The organism is Rhizobium beringeri, assembly GCF_004306515.1.
Lineage (GTDB): Bacteria > Pseudomonadota > Alphaproteobacteria > Rhizobiales > Rhizobiaceae > Rhizobium > Rhizobium beringeri.
This window is the reverse complement of record NZ_SILG01000001.1, coordinates 19694-35091: the sequence shown is the minus strand read 5'-3', so window position 1 is coordinate 35091 and position 15398 is coordinate 19694. Positions and strand designations below refer to the sequence as shown.

Genomic DNA, 15398 nt, shown 5'->3' with positions numbered 1-15398 from the left:
GCGCCAGTCTAAAGCCGGATAAATGCCCGGCCGACGCACTGTCGGCCGGGCACCAAAAAGCGTCTCCGAAACGCAGGCGAGTTTACGAACCCGCCCCATAGGCGGCGATCGCCGCCATATTGACGATGTCGCTGTCCTTGGCGCCCATCGAGGTGATCTGCACCGGCTTGTCGACGCCGACGAGGATCGGGCCGATAACCGTGGAGCCGCCGAGTTCCTGCAGCATCTTGGTCGAGATCGAGGCCGAGTGGAAAGCCGGCATGACGAGGACGTTGGCCGGGCCGGAGAGGCGGCAGAAGGGATATTGCTCCATCACCTTGCGGTTCAGGGCGACATCGGCGGCCATTTCGCCATCATATTCGAAATCGACGCGGCGCTTGTCGAGGATTTTCACCGCTTCGCGCACCCGCTCGGAGCGTTCGCCCGAGGGATGGCCGAAGGTGGAATAGGCAAGCAGGGCGACACGCGGTGGATAACCCATGCGCCGCGCCAGACCTGCGGCTTCCTCGGCGATATCGGCAAGCTCCTCGGCCGTCGGCATGTCGTGCACCGCGGTATCGGCAACGAAGACGGTGCGGCCGCGGCAGAGCGCCAGGGATACGCCGATGACGCGATGGCCGGGCTTCTGGTCGATGCAGCGGCGCACATCTTCGAGCGCCGTCGAATAATTGCGGGTAATGCCCGTCACCATGCCGTCGGCGTCGCCCAGCGCCACCATGGTGGCGGCGAAATGGTTGCGGTCGTTATGGATCAACCGCTGGGCATCGCGGTGGAGATAACCCTTCCGCTGCAGCCTGGCATAGAGATAGTCGATATAGGCCTCGACCCGGGTCGAGATACGGGCATTAACGATCTCGAGGCCTGGCCGATTGAGATCGATGCCGGCGCGTTCCGCCGTCGCCCGGATCAGATCCTCGCGGCCGAGCAGGATGGCGGTGCCGAGCTGCTGGTTGGCATAGGACATCGCCGCACGCAGGACCTGTTCTTCCTCGGCCTCGGCAAAGACGATCCGCTTCGGATGGCGGCGGACACGCTCGTAGAGCCTGGCGAGCGTCGAGGCGATCGGATCGCGGCGCGCCGAAAGCTCGCGGGCATAACCGGCCATGTCGGTGATGACCTTGCGGGCGACGCCGCTTTCGATTGCCGCTTGCGCGACCGCGACCGGGATCGCCGAGATCAGCCTGGGATCGAAGGGAACGGGGATGATGTATTGCGACCCGAAACGCGGCCGGTTGCCCTGATAGGCGGCGACCACGTCATCCGGCACGTCCTCGCGGGCAAGATTTGCCAACGCCTTGACGGCGGCGATCTTCATCGCGTCGTTGATTGTGGACGCGCGCACATCGAGAGCGCCGCGGAAGATATAGGGAAAGCCGAGGACGTTATTGACCTGGTTCGGATAGTCCGAACGGCCCGTCGCCATGATCGCGTCATCGCGGATGCGGGCCACCTCTTCCGGCGTGATCTCGGGATCGGGATTGGCCATGGCGAAGATGATCGGCCGCTCCGCCATCGAGCGGATCATCTCCGCCGAAAACGCGCCCTTCTGCGACAGGCCGAAAACGACGTCCGCGCCCTCCATCGCCTCTTCCAGCGTGCGTGCGTCGGTCTTTGCCGCATGCGCCGATTTCCACTGGTTCATGCCCTCGGTGCGGCCCTGGTAGATGACGCCCTTGGTATCGCAGAGGATGACGTTCTCAGGCGCAAAACCCATCGCCTTGATCAGTTCAACGCAGGCGATCGCCGCAGCACCCGCACCATTGCAGACGAGCTTCGTCGTCTTCAGGTCGCGGCCGGTCAGCTCCAGCGCGTTGATCAGGCCGGCAGCGGCGATGATCGCCGTTCCGTGCTGGTCGTCATGGAAGACGGGAATGTCCATCAGCTCGCGCAGCCGGCTTTCGATGACGAAACAATCCGGCGCCTTGATATCCTCAAGGTTGATGCCGCCGAAGGAGGGACCGAGAAAGCGCACGCAGTTGATGAACTCGTCGACATTTTCCGTATCGATCTCGAGGTCGATGGAATCGACATCGGCGAAGCGCTTGAACAGCACCGCCTTGCCTTCCATGACGGGCTTGGAGGCCAGCGCGCCGAGATTGCCGAGGCCGAGGATCGCCGTGCCGTTGGAAATGACGGCGACCATGTTGCCGCGGGCCGTGTAATCATAGGCCGTCTGCGGATCGGCGGCGATCGCCTTGACGGGTACGGCAACACCCGGCGAATAGGCAAGCGAGAGGTCGCGCTGCGTCGCCATCGGCTTGGTCGGGTTGATCTCCAGCTTGCCGGGCCGGCCCATTGCGTGAAATTCGAGCGCCTCCTGGTCGGTAACTGAGGTCACCGGCCGGTCCTTCTTATCGATATCGGGCATAAATCCTCCAACGTCCTGTGGGCGACGCTTTGCTCTTCCTCAAATGCTGTTGTCATCTATAGCGGCGCGCGGATAGGGTTGGCACCTGTTTTTTTGGGAAAAACTGCACCTCCGTGAACGCACGAATAGATACAGGGAATGAAGCCTTTTCGGCTGCCGAGCTCGCCACGGCGGAAAGCCGTGCCTCGGCGACGCCGATGATGGAGCAATTTATCGAGATCAAGGCGAACAATCCGGGTTCGCTTCTGTTCTATCGCATGGGCGATTTCTACGAGCTGTTCTTCGAGGATGCGCTGGAAGCCTCACGCGCGCTCGGTATCACGCTGACCAAGCGCGGCCAGCACATGGGCCAGGATATCCCGATGTGCGGCGTTCCGGTGCATGCGGCCGACGACTATCTGCAGAAGCTGATTTCACTCGGCTTCCGTGTCGCCGTCTGCGAACAGATCGAGGATCCCGCGGAAGCAAAGAAACGCGGCGCGAAATCCGTCGTCAGGCGCGACGTCGTCCGCCTCGTCACTCCAGGCACGATCACCGAGGAAAAGCTGCTTTCGCCCTCGGAATCCAACTATCTGATGGCGCTGACCCGCATTCGCGGCAGCGGCGAGGCCTTGCTGGCGCTTGCCTGGATCGATATTTCCACCGGCGTCTTCCGGCTTGCCGAGACCGAAGCCTCGCGCCTGCTTGCCGATATCCTGCGCATCGATCCGCGCGAACTCATCCTGCCCGACACGATCTTCCACGATCCCGAACTCAAGCCGGTCTTCGACGTGCTCGGCCGGACAGCCGTGCCGCAGCCGGCCGTGCTCTTCGACAGCGCCAGCGCTGAAGGCCGGATCGCGCGGTATTTCGGCGTCGCGACGCTCGACGGCTTCGGCACCTTTTCGCGCGCCGAGCTTGCAGCCGCGGCTGCCGCCGTCGCCTATGTCGAGAAGACACAGATCGCCGAGCGGCCGCCGCTTGGAAAGCCGGAACGGGAAAGTGCCGCTTCGACGCTGTTCATCGACCCCGCCACCCGCGCCAATCTGGAACTTGCCCGCACGCTTTCGGGCGATCGCAACGGTTCGCTGCTAAAGGCGATCGACCGCACCGTCACCGGCGGCGGTGCCAGGCTTCTCGCCGAACGGTTGATGTCGCCGCTGACCGACCCCGTCCGTATCAATGCGCGGCTCGATTCGATCGGCTTCCTGATCGGCGAACCCTTGCTCTGTGGCAATCTGCGCGACACGCTGAAACATGTGCCCGACATGCCGCGCGCGCTGTCGCGGCTGGCGCTCGACCGCGGCGGTCCGCGCGATCTCTGGGCGATCCGCCAGGGCCTGGAAGCGGCGGGCGGACTTGCGGCGATGCTCGGCAAGGCGATGCTGCCCGAAGAGCTCGGCCAAGCATTATCCGGGCTGCAGGCCCTTCCCGCGGCCCTGGAAAAGCTGCTTGCCGAGACGCTTGCCGACGAATTGCCGCTGTTGAAACGCGATGGCGGCTTCCTGCGCGACGGAGCCAGCGCCGAGCTCGACGAGGTCCGGGCGTTGCGCGACCAGTCGCGTCGCGTCATTGCCGGCCTGCAATTGCAATATGCCGAGGAAACCGGCATCCGGTCGCTGAAGATCAAGCACAACAACGTCCTTGGCTATTTCATCGAAGTCACGGCCGGCAATGCCTCACCGATGACGGAGACGGCGGACGCGAAAGCCCGCTTCATCCACCGCCAGACGATGGCGAACGCGATGCGCTTCACCACGACCGAACTTGCCGATCTCGAAAGCCGCATCGCGAATGCCGCCGACCAGGCGCTGACGATCGAGCTCGAAGCCTTCGACAGGATGACGGCGGCCGTCGTTGCGGAAGCCGAGGCGATCAAATCAGGCGCCCGGGCGCTTGCCGTCATCGACGTCGCCGCAGGTCTGGCGCTTCTCGCCGAGGAGCAGGCCTATTGCCGCCCGCAGGTCGACGGCTCGAAGATGTTTGCCATCGAAGGTGGGCGCCATCCCGTCGTCGAGCAGGCGCTGCGGCGGCAGGCTGGCGGCCCCTTCGTCGCCAATCATTGCGATCTCTCGCCAAAGACCGGCGACCGGGACGGGGCGATCTGGCTGCTGACCGGCCCGAACATGGGCGGCAAGTCGACCTTCCTGCGCCAGAATGCGCTCATTGCCATTCTAGCGCAGATGGGCTCCTTCGTGCCGGCGACATCAGCCCATATCGGCATCGTCGACCGGCTTTTCTCGCGTGTCGGCGCCTCAGACGACCTGGCGCGCGGCCGCTCGACCTTCATGGTGGAGATGGTCGAAACGGCGGCGATCCTCAACCAGGCGAGCGACCGTTCCCTCGTCATCCTCGACGAGATCGGTCGCGGCACCGCCACGTTCGACGGTCTGTCGATCGCCTGGGCCGCCGTCGAGCACCTGCATGAGGCCAATCGCTGCCGCGGCCTCTTCGCCACGCATTTCCACGAGTTGACCGTGCTTTCGGAAAAGCTTGGCCGGCTGTCGAACGCCACGATGCGCGTCAAGGAATGGGACGGCGACGTCATTTTCCTGCACGAGGTCGGGCCGGGTGCGGCGGACCGCTCCTATGGCATTCAGGTCGCGCGCCTTGCCGGGCTTCCGGCCTCGGTCGTGGCGCGGGCCCGCGATGTGCTCACCCGTCTGGAAGATGCCGACCGAAAGAACCCGGCGAGCCAGCTGATCGACGACTTGCCGCTCTTCCAGGTGGCGGTGCGCCGCGAGGATACGGCCCGCGGGACCTCCAAGGTCGAGGAGGCGTTGAAAGCGATGAGCCTTGACGACATGACGCCGCGCGAGGCAATGGATGCACTTTACGACCTCAAGAAGAAGCTGAAATAGGAGTAGCGCGCCATGTTCATGGAAAAATTGGTTCGCGAAACCGAGCGCCTCTCGCTGATCTGCTCCATGCTCGACACGATGCGGCGCGCCGATAAGGACCGCAATGCGCGCGGCTGGACTTCGCCGATCGGCATGCTGAAAATCACCCGCTGTTGCGCGATGATCTGCGAACTCGGAACGTCGATCGCCAAGGCCGGCTATCGCGAATGCGACAGGCAGGCGCTTGAAGAGATCATGCGCGAGACACGGCAGGTTCTGCATTTGCTGAATGCGCGGGCCGCCGGCTGAGGATTCCGGGAAAGCCGGCGCCTTGCGTCAAAGCGCCCTTGCATCTTGCAGCGAACCAACACCATTTCGCCAAATTTAAAGGTTCTTGCAGTATGAAAGCCCGTGTCAATCGCCGGGCAAAGGGGCTATAGCGCATGCAGACGAAACAAGCGGCAGGCCGTGAACCGGCAGCCCGGCATGAACAGGAAACCGTCCCGGCGACAGCGATGCGCGACCTCGATTTCTCCAATATCCTCGACGTCGAGCTCTTGCAGAAGCAGTGTGACGCCGTTGCCGAGGCCAACCGCAACCGGCCCGACGTACTGCGCGCCGATCTCCTGGCCGTGCTGAAGAAGGCGAGCACGGAAGGTCGGCAGAAGGCGCGCGCCGCACTGATGGCCGACGGCGGCGGGCTCAATTGCGCCTACCGGATTTCCTGGCTGCAGGACCAGATCATCACCGTCCTCTACAATTTCGCCACCGCCCATATCTTTCCGCATCAGAAGGACAAGTTCGCGGTGACCGCCGTCGGCGGCTACGGCCGCGACACGCTGGCGCCCGGCTCGGATATCGACCTGTTGTTCCTCTTCCTGCCGAGGCCGGCGGAAGAGACGCACAAGGCGGTCGAATTCATGCTCTACGTGCTCTGGGACATGGGCTTCAAGGTCGGCCACGCCACCCGCACGGTGGAGGAATGCATCGCGCTTTCCAAGTCCGACATGACCATCCGCACCGCCATCCTGGAGATGCGCTACATCTGCGGCCTGCAGCGGCTGGAAACCGAGCTCGAGACCCGCTTCGACAAGGAAATCGTCACCGGCACCGGTCCCGAATTCATCGCCGCCAAGCTTGCCGAGCGCGATGAGCGCCACCGCAAGGCGGGCGACACGCGTTATCTCGTCGAGCCGAATGTCAAGGAAGGCAAAGGCGGACTTCGCGACCTGCACACGCTGTTCTGGATCTCGAAATATTATTACCACGTGCGCGACCAGGCGGAGCTGGTCAAGCTCGGCGTGCTGTCCAAGCACGAATACCGTCTGCTTGAGAAAGCCGACGATTTTCTCTGGGCGGTGCGCTGCCATATGCACTTCCTGACTGGCAAGGCCGAGGAGCGCCTGTCCTTCGATATCCAGCGCGAGATCGCCGAAGCCTTCGGTTATCACACCCGCCCGGGCCTTTCGGCCGTCGAGCGCTTCATGAAGCACTATTTCCTCGTCGCCAAGGATGTCGGCGATCTCACGCGCATCCTCTGCGCCGCGCTTGAAGACCAGCAGGCGAAGTCGATCCCCGGCCTCACCGGCGTCATCAGCCGCTTTACCCATCGCAACCGCAAGATCGCCGGCAGCGTCGAATTCGTCGAAGACCGCGGCCGCATCGCGCTCGCCGACCCCGAAGTCTTCAAGCGCGATCCGGTCAACATGATCCGGCTCTTCCACGTCGCCGACATCAACGGGCTGGAATTCCATCCGGACGCGCTGAAACGCGTCACCCGTTCACTCGCTTTGATCGACAACAGCCTGCGGGAAAACGACGAGGCCAACCGCCTGTTCATGTCGATCCTGACGTCGAAGCGTGATCCGGCGCTCATCCTGCGCCGCATGAACGAGGCCGGCGTGCTCGGCCGCTTCATCCCCGAATTCGGCAAGATCGTCGCGATGATGCAGTTCAACATGTATCACCACTATACGGTCGACGAACATCTGATCCGCACCGTCGACATTCTCTCCGAGATCGACAAGGGGCGCGCCGAGGACCTGCATCCGCTCGCCAACAAGCTGATGCCCGGCATCGAGGATCGCGAGGCGCTATATGTCGCCGTTCTCCTCCACGACATCGCCAAAGGCCGCCAGGAGGATCATTCGATCGCCGGCGCCCGCGTCGCCCGCAAGCTCTGCGCCCGCTTCGGCCTGTCGCAGAAACAGACTGAGATCGTCGTCTGGCTGATCGAGGAACATCTGACGATGTCGATGGTGGCGCAGACCCGCGACCTCACCGACCGCAAGACGATCACCGATTTCGCCGACCGCGTGCAGTCGCTCGACCGGCTGAAGATGCTCTTGATCCTGACGATCTGCGATATCCGCGCCGTCGGTCCGGGCGTCTGGAACGGCTGGAAGGGCCAGCTTCTGCGCACGCTCTATTATGAAACCGAGCTGCTGCTGGCCGGCGGCTTTTCGGAGGTCTCCCGCAAGGAGCGGGCCAATGCCGCCGCCGAGGCGCTGCATTCAGCGCTCGCCGACTGGAGCCAGAAGGACCGCAATACCTATACCAAGCTGCACTATCAGCCCTATCTGCTCTCGGTGCCGCTGGAAGACCAGATCCGTCACGCCCATTTCATCCGCCAGTCTGATAAGGCGGGCCAGGCGCTCGCCACCACGGTGCGCACCGACAGTTTCCACGCGATCACCGAGATCACCGTACTGTCGCCCGACCATCCGCGATTGCTCGCCGTCATTGCCGGCGCTTGTGCTGCGGCCGGGGCCAACATCGTCGACGCCCAGATCTTCACGACATCGGACGGGCGGGCGCTCGACACGATCCATGTCAGCCGCGAATTTACCGACGATGCCGACGAGCTGCGGCGGGCGGCGACGATCGGACGGATGATCGAGGACGTGCTGTCCGGCCGCAAGCGGTTGCCCGAGGTCATCGCCACGCGCTCGCGCAACCGCAAGAAAAGCAAGGCTTTCGTCATTCCGCCGTCGGTCAACATCACCAACAGCCTGTCGAACAAGTTCACGGTCATTGAGGTCGAATGCCTCGACCGGCCGGGATTGCTGTCGGAGATCACTGCCGTGCTCTCCGATCTGTCGCTCGACATCCAGTCGGCCCGCATCACCACCTTCGGCGAGAAGGTGATCGACACCTTCTACGTCACCGATCTGGTCGGCCAGAAAATATCCGGCGACAGTAAGCGCGCCAACATCACCGCCCGGATGAAGGCCGTCATGGCCGAGGAAGAAGACGAGCTGCGCGAGCGTATGCCTTCCGGCATCATCGCACCCGCCGCCACCGCCCGGACCCCGCCTGCCGCCGAAAAGAAGGCCGGTTCCCCCATATGAGCCACCACGCATGAGCCCAAACGCATGAGCCTCGTCAAGAAATTCGCGACCGTCGGCGGTGCCACCCTCGGCAGCCGCATCTTCGGCTTCGCCCGTGAAACGCTGATGGCTGCGGCCCTCGGCACCGGACCGATGGCCGACGTCTTCTACGCCGCCTTCCGCTTTCCGAACCTGTTCCGCCGGCTGTTTGCCGAGGGCGCCTTCAACGCCGCCTTCGTGCCGCTCTTTGCCAAGGAGATCGAGGCGAACGGCACGGACGGCGCCAAGCGTTTTTCGGAAGAAGTCTTCGGCGTCTTGTTTTCGGTGCTACTGCTCATCACCATCGTGATGGAGCTTGCCATGCCGTTGCTGGTGCGCTTCGTCATCGCGCCGGGCTTTGCCGATGATCCCGACAAGTTCTCGATCACCATCCGCATGGCCGCGGTGATGTTTCCCTATCTGATGTGCATGTCGCTGACGGCGATGATGAGCGGCATGCTGAATTCGCTGCATCATTTCTTCGCCGCCGCCATCGCGCCCGTCTTCCTCAACGTGGTGATGATCGGGGCGCTGTTTTATGCGCTCTATACCGGCGCCGATCCGCTAGCGACGGCCTGGTACCTCTCCTGGGGCGTTCTTGCCGCCGGCGTTCTGCAGCTCGCCGTCGTCTATGTCGGCGTGCTCGCGGCCGGCATGAGCATCGGCTTCCGCTTCCCGAAGATGACGCCGAACGTCAAGCGACTGCTGATCCTGGCAGTGCCGGCTGCGGTGACGGGCGGCATCACCCAGATCAACCAGCTGATCGGCCAGGCGATCGCCTCCTCCCGCGACGGCGCGATCGCAGCGCTGCAATATGCCGACCGCATCTATCAGCTGCCGCTCGGCGTCGTCGGCGTCGCCGTCGGCGTGGTGCTTCTGCCGGAACTTGCCCGGGCGCTGAAGGGCGGCAACCTGCGCGAGGCCGGAAACCTGCAGAACCGCTCGATCGAATTCGTGCTGTTCCTGACGATCCCTGCCGCCTTCGCGCTCTGGATCCTGTCCGACGAGATCATCCGCGTGCTCTATGAGCGCGGTGCCTTCCATCAGGAAAACACCGCGGTCGTCGGGTCGATCCTGGCGATTTACGGCATCGGCCTGCCGGCCTTCGTGCTGATCAAGGCGTTGCAGCCCGGCTTCTATGCCCGCGAAGACACCAAGACGCCGATGCGCTTTTCGGCCATCGCGGTTGCGACCAACTGCGCCACGGCGCTGACGCTCTTCCCCTATATGGGCGCGCCCGGCATCGCGGTTGCCGAAGCTACGGCCGGCTGGATCAGCACCGTGCTGCTGTTCACCACGCTTTTGCGCCGCGGCCATCTGACATGGGAATGGGCGCTGGCAAAGCGCACTGCCCTGCTGATCGTCGCCGCGGCCGTCATGGGTGCTGCGATCGTCTTCCTCAAGCAGCACTGGGCGCCCTGGCTTGCCTCCGGCGCGCCGCTTATCACCAAGATCGGCACCCTCGGGCTGCTGATTGCGATCGCGATGCTGATCTATTTCGCCGCCGCTTTCCTGGTCGGCGGGGCAAATCTCGGCATGATCCGACGCAATCTGAACCGCAAACCGGCACCGGCAAAGGACGGGTGAGGTCGCAGTTTTCCCGGAAATTGCTTCAGCAATCGACCCATCGCCGTTGCGGTCCGACGTCGACATGGATGATGCCGTTGCAATAGCTGCCGATGCCGCCGATGCCCGGCGCGCTTCGTGCGGCTGATATGATCGTGCGTTCCGACAGGCCGGGCATCCTGATATCGGCCGCCAGACATTTTCCGTGCAGGGACCCATGGCGGCGGGGATGCGGCCTGTGGCCCGAGGTTATCACAGGGCGGCGGCCGGTCTTTGCAGCAATATACGACAGGACCGCTCGCAGGCGCCCTGGAAAGCAGCCGGCACGAACGCTGACGGTCTGGACCGTGTAGGCGAGACGTGCCTGATGTTTTGGAAGATGAACGGCATGCCTTTTCATGTCTTGACCGATGGCACCCGTTGCTGATTGTAAGGCGAAAAGGCCTGCTATGGCGAGCAAAGTTGCGTTCTGCATAGACCCTCCGATCGGCGACCGTGGCAGCCCCATCGGCGCTGGTGCCAGGCGGTGGATTTTCAGTTCAAAAAAAGCTTTTTTGTGAAATTTTATACTCAATTATGAGTAAGACGGTTGATCAATTCGGCTTAAAAACCGGGATATTGCCGCTCAAACCTGGAATAAACATCTCAAACACGAGGCAGCACATGATGACCCAGTCTCTTTTCCTCGTTACCCTCGTCGTCGACGACTACGACCGCGCCAAGGTCTTCTATTGCGATGGCCTCGGTTTCGCTTGCCTTCAGGACGAGCCGCAGCCGGAGGGCAAGCGCTGGGTGGTGGTGAAGCCAAGGGGTGGGGATGGAGCCGCGTTTCTGCTGGCGCAAGCGGCAGACGAGACGCAGCGCGCGGCCATCGGCAATCAGACGGGTGGCCGTGTCGGCTTCTTTCTGAAGACCGACGATTTCGCCCGCGACCATGCCGCGATGCTGGCAGTCGGTGTGCGCTTTCTGGAAGAGCCACGTCATGAGGTTTACGGCACGGTGGCGGTCTTTGCGGATCCCTACGGCAACACTTTCGATCTGATCCAACACGCGGCTGCCTGAACCCCTTGATTGCGACCGGTCGGCCGTGCATAAGCCGCCGCGTTAGCAACATGGGCGCAGAGCCCTGGGGCCCTCCACCAGCCTATTGAGGACGACATGAGCGAATTCAAGAAACTCGTATTCTCCGGCGTGCAGCCGACCGGCAATCTGCATCTCGGCAATTATCTCGGTGCGATCCGCCGGTTCGTGGCACTGCAGGAAGGCAATGACTGCATCTACTGCGTCGTCGACATGCATGCGCTCACCGCCCAGCTCGTGCACGAGGACATGCCGAGCCAGACGCGCTCGATCGCCGCTGCCTTCATCGCCGCCGGCATCGATCCGGAAAAGCATATCGTCTTCAATCAGTCGGCCGTGCCGCAGCATGCCGAACTCGCCTGGATCTTCAACTGCGTTGCCCGCATCGGTTGGATGAACCGGATGACGCAGTTCAAGGACAAGGCCGGCAAGGACCGCGAGCAGGCCTCGCTCGGCCTTTACGCCTATCCGAGCCTGATGGCCGCCGACATTCTCGTCTATCGCGGCACCCATGTGCCGGTTGGCGAGGACCAGAAGCAGCATCTGGAGCTTGCCCGCGACATCGCGATGAAGTTCAACCTTGACTATGCCGAGCATATCAGCAGGACCGGCTACGGCGTCGACATCACCGTCGGCAACGAGCCGGTGCATGCCTATTTCCCGATGGTCGAGCCGCTGATCGACGGGCCGGCGCCGCGCGTCATGTCGCTGCGCGACGGCACCAAGAAAATGTCGAAATCGGACCCCTCCGATCTCTCGCGCATCAACCTGATGGATGACGAGGACGCGATCTCGAAGAAGATCCGGAAGGCCAAGACCGATCCGGACGGCTTGCCGAGCGAGATCGACGGGCTGCAGGGCCGTCCGGAAGCCGACAATCTGGTGGCGATCTATGCCGCACTCGCCGACAAGTCGAAGGCGGACGTGCTTGCCGAATTCGGCGGCCAGCAATTCTCCGTCTTCAAGCCGGCGCTGGTCGATTTGGCGATCAACGTGCTGGCGCCGATCACCGGCGAGATGCGCCGGCTGATGGACGATACCAGCCATATCGACGCGATCCTGCGCAAGGGCGGCGAGCGCGCAAGGGCGCGTGCCGAGGTGACGATGAGCCAAGTGCGCGACGTCATCGGCTTCCTCTATTGAGATAAATCTCCTCTTCTCTCCGCCGTGGGAGAAGGGGACCTTCCCCGGGGGAGAAGAGGATTTCTTCTCGGGCATCAGGGCAAAAACTGGACTTGCAAATTTTCCGCTTCGGGTGTCAGAGTCCGCGCCATGGTATCAAAGCGACTCTCACGGCTTGAAGGTCACCGCCGCAAATTCATGGCGGTAATCGACGGCACACCCGAATGCCAACGCGCCGTTCATTATGCCGGCCGGCGCGCGAAGAATTCCAATGGCGGGCTGGTGCTGCTCTATGTGATCCCGGATGGGGATTTCCAGCAATGGCTCGGCGTCGAAGAAATCATGCGGGCCGAAGCGCGTGAAGAGGCCGAGGCGGTCGTTGCCAAGATCGCCCAGATCGTGCGCGAGACCATCGGCATCGAGCCTGAGGTCGTCATCCGCGAGGGCGGTGCTGCCGAACAGATCAATGCCGTGATCGAGGAAGACCGCGATGTGGCGATTCTGGTTCTGGCCGCCGGTTCTGCGAAGGAAGGTCCAGGGCCGCTGGTCTCCTCGGTCGCCGGCCGCGCGGCGGCGTTTCCGATCCCGGTCACCGTGCTGCCGGATACGCTGACCAACGAGGAAATTGACGCCCTCTGCTAGCTTTTCTTGAGTACAAGTCTCTTGATTAGAGCCGTCAATCGGCTTATCTTCTTTTGAAGAATTCTAAAGACGGCCGAGACCATGGGCCGGCCGCATGGAGAACCAGATGTTCATTCAGACCGAAGCCACGCCGAACCCCGCCACGCAGAAGTTCCTGCCGGGCAAGGTGGTGATGGAAAACGGCACGGCCGAGTTCCGCAGCGCCGAAGAGGCCGCAGCCTCGCCGCTCGCCGCCCGGCTGTTCGAAATATCAGGCGTCACCGGCGTCTATTTCGGCTATGATTTCATTTCCGTCTCCAAGGATAATGCCGACTGGCAACATCTTAAGCCGGCTATATTAGGCTCGATCATGGAGCACTTCATGTCCGGCAAGCCGGTCATGGGCGATGCCTCCATCCTTTCCGAAGACGCCGATGCCGGCGACGAATTCTTCGACGAAGGCGATGAATCGATCGTGCTGACCATCAAGGAGCTTCTGGAAACCCGCGTACGCCCGGCCGTTGCCCAAGACGGCGGCGACATCACCTTCCGCGGCTTCAAGGACGGCAAGGTCTATCTGAACATGAAGGGTTCCTGCGCCGGCTGCCCGTCTTCGACGGCAACGCTGAAGCACGGCGTGCAGAACCTGCTGCGCCATTTCGTTCCGGAAGTGCAGGAAGTGATTGCCGCCTAAAAATCTTGAGTTCGTCCGGCCGTTCATCTCAGGTTCGGCCGAACGGATTTATCGATAGGCGACACTAGTTTATTCGGAAATTGATGGCATGATCATTCTGGCGCTCGACACGGCGGGTGTGGACTGCGCTGCCGCCGTCTATGACAGCGGCAGGAATACGGTGCTGGGGGAGGCATCGGACATGATCGGCAAGGGGCATGCTGAACATCTGATTGGTATCGTCGATCGCGCACTGGATCAGGCGGGACTGGCGCTTTCGGATGTCGACCGTCTTGCCGTCACCATCGGTCCTGGCTCCTTTACCGGTATCCGCGTCGGCGTTGCTGCAGCCCGCGGTTTCGCGCTTTCCCTCAATGTGCCGGCCGTCGGCATCACGACGCTCGAAGTCATGGCATCAGCCCAGCGCGAGAAGACGCCTCATCGCGCCGTGCTGGCGGCGATGGATGCCAAGCGCGACGAGATCTATCTCCAGTCCTTCGCAGCCGACGGTTCTCCGCTCGACACGCCACGGGCGGTCAGCATTGCAGAAGCGCAGGCTTTCGCCGCCGGCTTCGACGGCGAGATCACCGGTTCGGCGACGGCCCTGTTGAAGGCCGACGCCGACGGCGATCACACCAACAGGTTCCCGATCTCCGTCGTGGCGCGCCTGGGCGCTGCCGCCTCTCCCGATGCCGGAAAGCCGAAGCCCCTTTATCTGCGCGGACCCGATGCCAAACCGCAGGCCGGATACGCGATTGCGCGACGAGTATGACGATGCTGGAAGCCTATCTGACACTGAAACCGGAATTCGAGATCATCGCCATGGAGCGCGAGGATTGCCGCGATGTCGCTGTCCTGCACGGCGAACGCTTCGCCCGGCCCTGGGGCGACGGTGAATTTCACGGCCTGCTGATGCAGGACACCGTGTTCGGCTTCGTCGCGCGCCAGACCAATGCCATCCTGAAAAAGCCGCTTCCGGGGTTCATCCTCGCCCGCCATGTCGCCGGCGAAGCGGAGATCTTGACCATTGCCGTGCAGGCGAAGGTCGCCCGTGCCGGACTTGGCTGGCGGCTGATGCAGGCGGCGATGCGGGAAGCGCGGTCGCGCGGCGGCGAGAGCATGTTTCTCGAGGTCGACAACGGCAATACTGCAGCGCTTGGCCTCTACCGCAAGCTCGGCTTCGAAAAGGTCGGCGAACGTCAGGGTTACTACAGACAGGAAAACGGCGCCCTCTCCACGGCGCTTGTCATGAAGCGCGTTCTTCGGTAGTTCCCTGGCAGCAAGATGACATGCAAGCTGGCGCAAATGCCGTGCGGCGTTGTCGAAACACGAATATCTCTATAGGCCGGCGATGACTGATGTAGCCAAGACCCTTGAGGAGCTTTGCACCGAACGCGGCATGCGCATGACCGAGCAGCGCCGCGTGATCGCGCGCATCCTGGAAGACTCGGAAGACCATCCCGACGTCGAAGAACTCTACCGCCGCTCGGTGAAGGTCGATGCGAAGATCTCGATCTCGACCGTCTATCGCACGGTGAAACTGTTCGAGGATGCCGGCATCATCGCCCGGCACGACTTCCGCGACGGGCGCTCGCGCTACGAAACGGTTCCGGAAGAACATCACGACCACCTCATCGACCTGAAGACCGGCACGGTCATCGAATTCCGCTCGCCGGAGATCGAGGCGCTGCAGGAGCGCATCGCCCGCGAGCACGGCTTCCGGCTGGTCGACCACCGGCTGGAGCTCTACGGCGTTCCGCTGAAGAAGGAAGACCTCTGAA

Annotated in this window: 13 protein-coding genes; 11 read left to right on the top strand and 2 right to left on the bottom strand. The window is 62.7% G+C overall.

Going from position 1 to position 15398, the window contains the following annotated elements:
- Positions 1 to 82: 82 nt before the first annotated feature.
- On the bottom strand, positions 83 to 2368 hold the full coding sequence (locus tag ELH03_RS00165; protein WP_130651594.1) for an NADP-dependent malic enzyme: 2286 nt from the start codon (positions 2366 to 2368) through the stop codon (positions 83 to 85).
- A gap of 113 nt (positions 2369 to 2481) precedes the next feature.
- Between ELH03_RS00165 and mutS the strand changes: the two genes are divergently transcribed.
- The 4 genes from mutS (at position 2482) to murJ (ending at position 10142) form a co-directional block, all read left to right on the top strand.
- Positions 2482 to 5208 (top strand): DNA mismatch repair protein MutS, encoded by a 2727-nt coding sequence (mutS, locus tag ELH03_RS00160; RefSeq protein ID WP_128400794.1) that lies wholly within the window; start codon positions 2482 to 2484, stop codon positions 5206 to 5208.
- A gap of 12 nt (positions 5209 to 5220) precedes the next feature.
- Positions 5221 to 5496, top strand: a complete 276-nt coding sequence (locus tag ELH03_RS00155; protein WP_018244509.1) for a hypothetical protein — start codon at positions 5221 to 5223, stop codon at positions 5494 to 5496.
- Between the two features lie 134 nt (positions 5497 to 5630).
- The gene (locus ELH03_RS00150; protein WP_130765847.1) at positions 5631 to 8537 is read left to right on the top strand and encodes a [protein-PII] uridylyltransferase; all 2907 of its coding nucleotides are present in this window, start codon (positions 5631 to 5633) and stop codon (positions 8535 to 8537) included.
- Between the two features lie 24 nt (positions 8538 to 8561).
- A complete protein-coding gene (murJ, locus tag ELH03_RS00145) occupies positions 8562 to 10142 on the top strand; it encodes a murein biosynthesis integral membrane protein MurJ (RefSeq protein WP_105004735.1) in 1581 nt (526 codons plus the stop codon).
- Between the two features lie 25 nt (positions 10143 to 10167).
- On the opposite strand, the gene ELH03_RS00140 is transcribed toward murJ, so the two are convergent.
- Positions 10168 to 10596 (bottom strand): YcbK family protein, encoded by a 429-nt coding sequence (locus ELH03_RS00140; RefSeq protein ID WP_128400791.1) that lies wholly within the window; start codon positions 10594 to 10596, stop codon positions 10168 to 10170.
- A gap of 188 nt (positions 10597 to 10784) precedes the next feature.
- Between ELH03_RS00140 and ELH03_RS00135 the strand changes: the two genes are divergently transcribed.
- The 7 genes from ELH03_RS00135 to ELH03_RS00105 all read left to right on the top strand — a co-directional run bounded on the left by ELH03_RS00135 (position 10785) and on the right by ELH03_RS00105 (position 15397).
- Complete coding sequence (locus tag ELH03_RS00135; RefSeq protein WP_128400790.1) at positions 10785 to 11183, top strand: VOC family protein; 399 nt, start codon at positions 10785 to 10787, stop codon at positions 11181 to 11183.
- 96 nt (positions 11184 to 11279) lie between these two features.
- Positions 11280 to 12344 carry a tryptophan--tRNA ligase gene (gene trpS / locus ELH03_RS00130; protein WP_130765846.1) on the top strand — a complete coding sequence of 355 codons (1065 nt, stop codon included), beginning with the start codon at positions 11280 to 11282 and terminating at the stop codon, positions 12342 to 12344.
- A gap of 129 nt (positions 12345 to 12473) precedes the next feature.
- On the top strand, positions 12474 to 12965 hold the full coding sequence (locus ELH03_RS00125; RefSeq protein WP_003544884.1) for a universal stress protein: 492 nt from the start codon (positions 12474 to 12476) through the stop codon (positions 12963 to 12965).
- A gap of 106 nt (positions 12966 to 13071) precedes the next feature.
- A complete protein-coding gene (locus ELH03_RS00120) occupies positions 13072 to 13638 on the top strand; it encodes a NifU family protein (protein WP_128400788.1) in 567 nt (188 codons plus the stop codon).
- Positions 13639 to 13726: 88 nt separating this feature from the next.
- A complete protein-coding gene (gene tsaB / locus ELH03_RS00115) occupies positions 13727 to 14389 on the top strand; it encodes a tRNA (adenosine(37)-N6)-threonylcarbamoyltransferase complex dimerization subunit type 1 TsaB (protein WP_128400787.1) in 663 nt (220 codons plus the stop codon).
- Entirely contained in the window at positions 14386 to 14886 is a 501-nt protein-coding gene (locus ELH03_RS00110) for a GNAT family N-acetyltransferase (RefSeq protein WP_018244501.1), read from the top strand. The genes tsaB and ELH03_RS00110 overlap by 4 nt, the downstream gene beginning before the upstream one ends.
- 82 nt (positions 14887 to 14968) lie before the next feature.
- Positions 14969 to 15397 carry a Fur family transcriptional regulator gene (locus ELH03_RS00105; protein ID WP_003544875.1) on the top strand — a complete coding sequence of 143 codons (429 nt, stop codon included), beginning with the start codon at positions 14969 to 14971 and terminating at the stop codon, positions 15395 to 15397.
- The last annotated feature ends 1 nt before the right edge of the window (position 15398 follow it).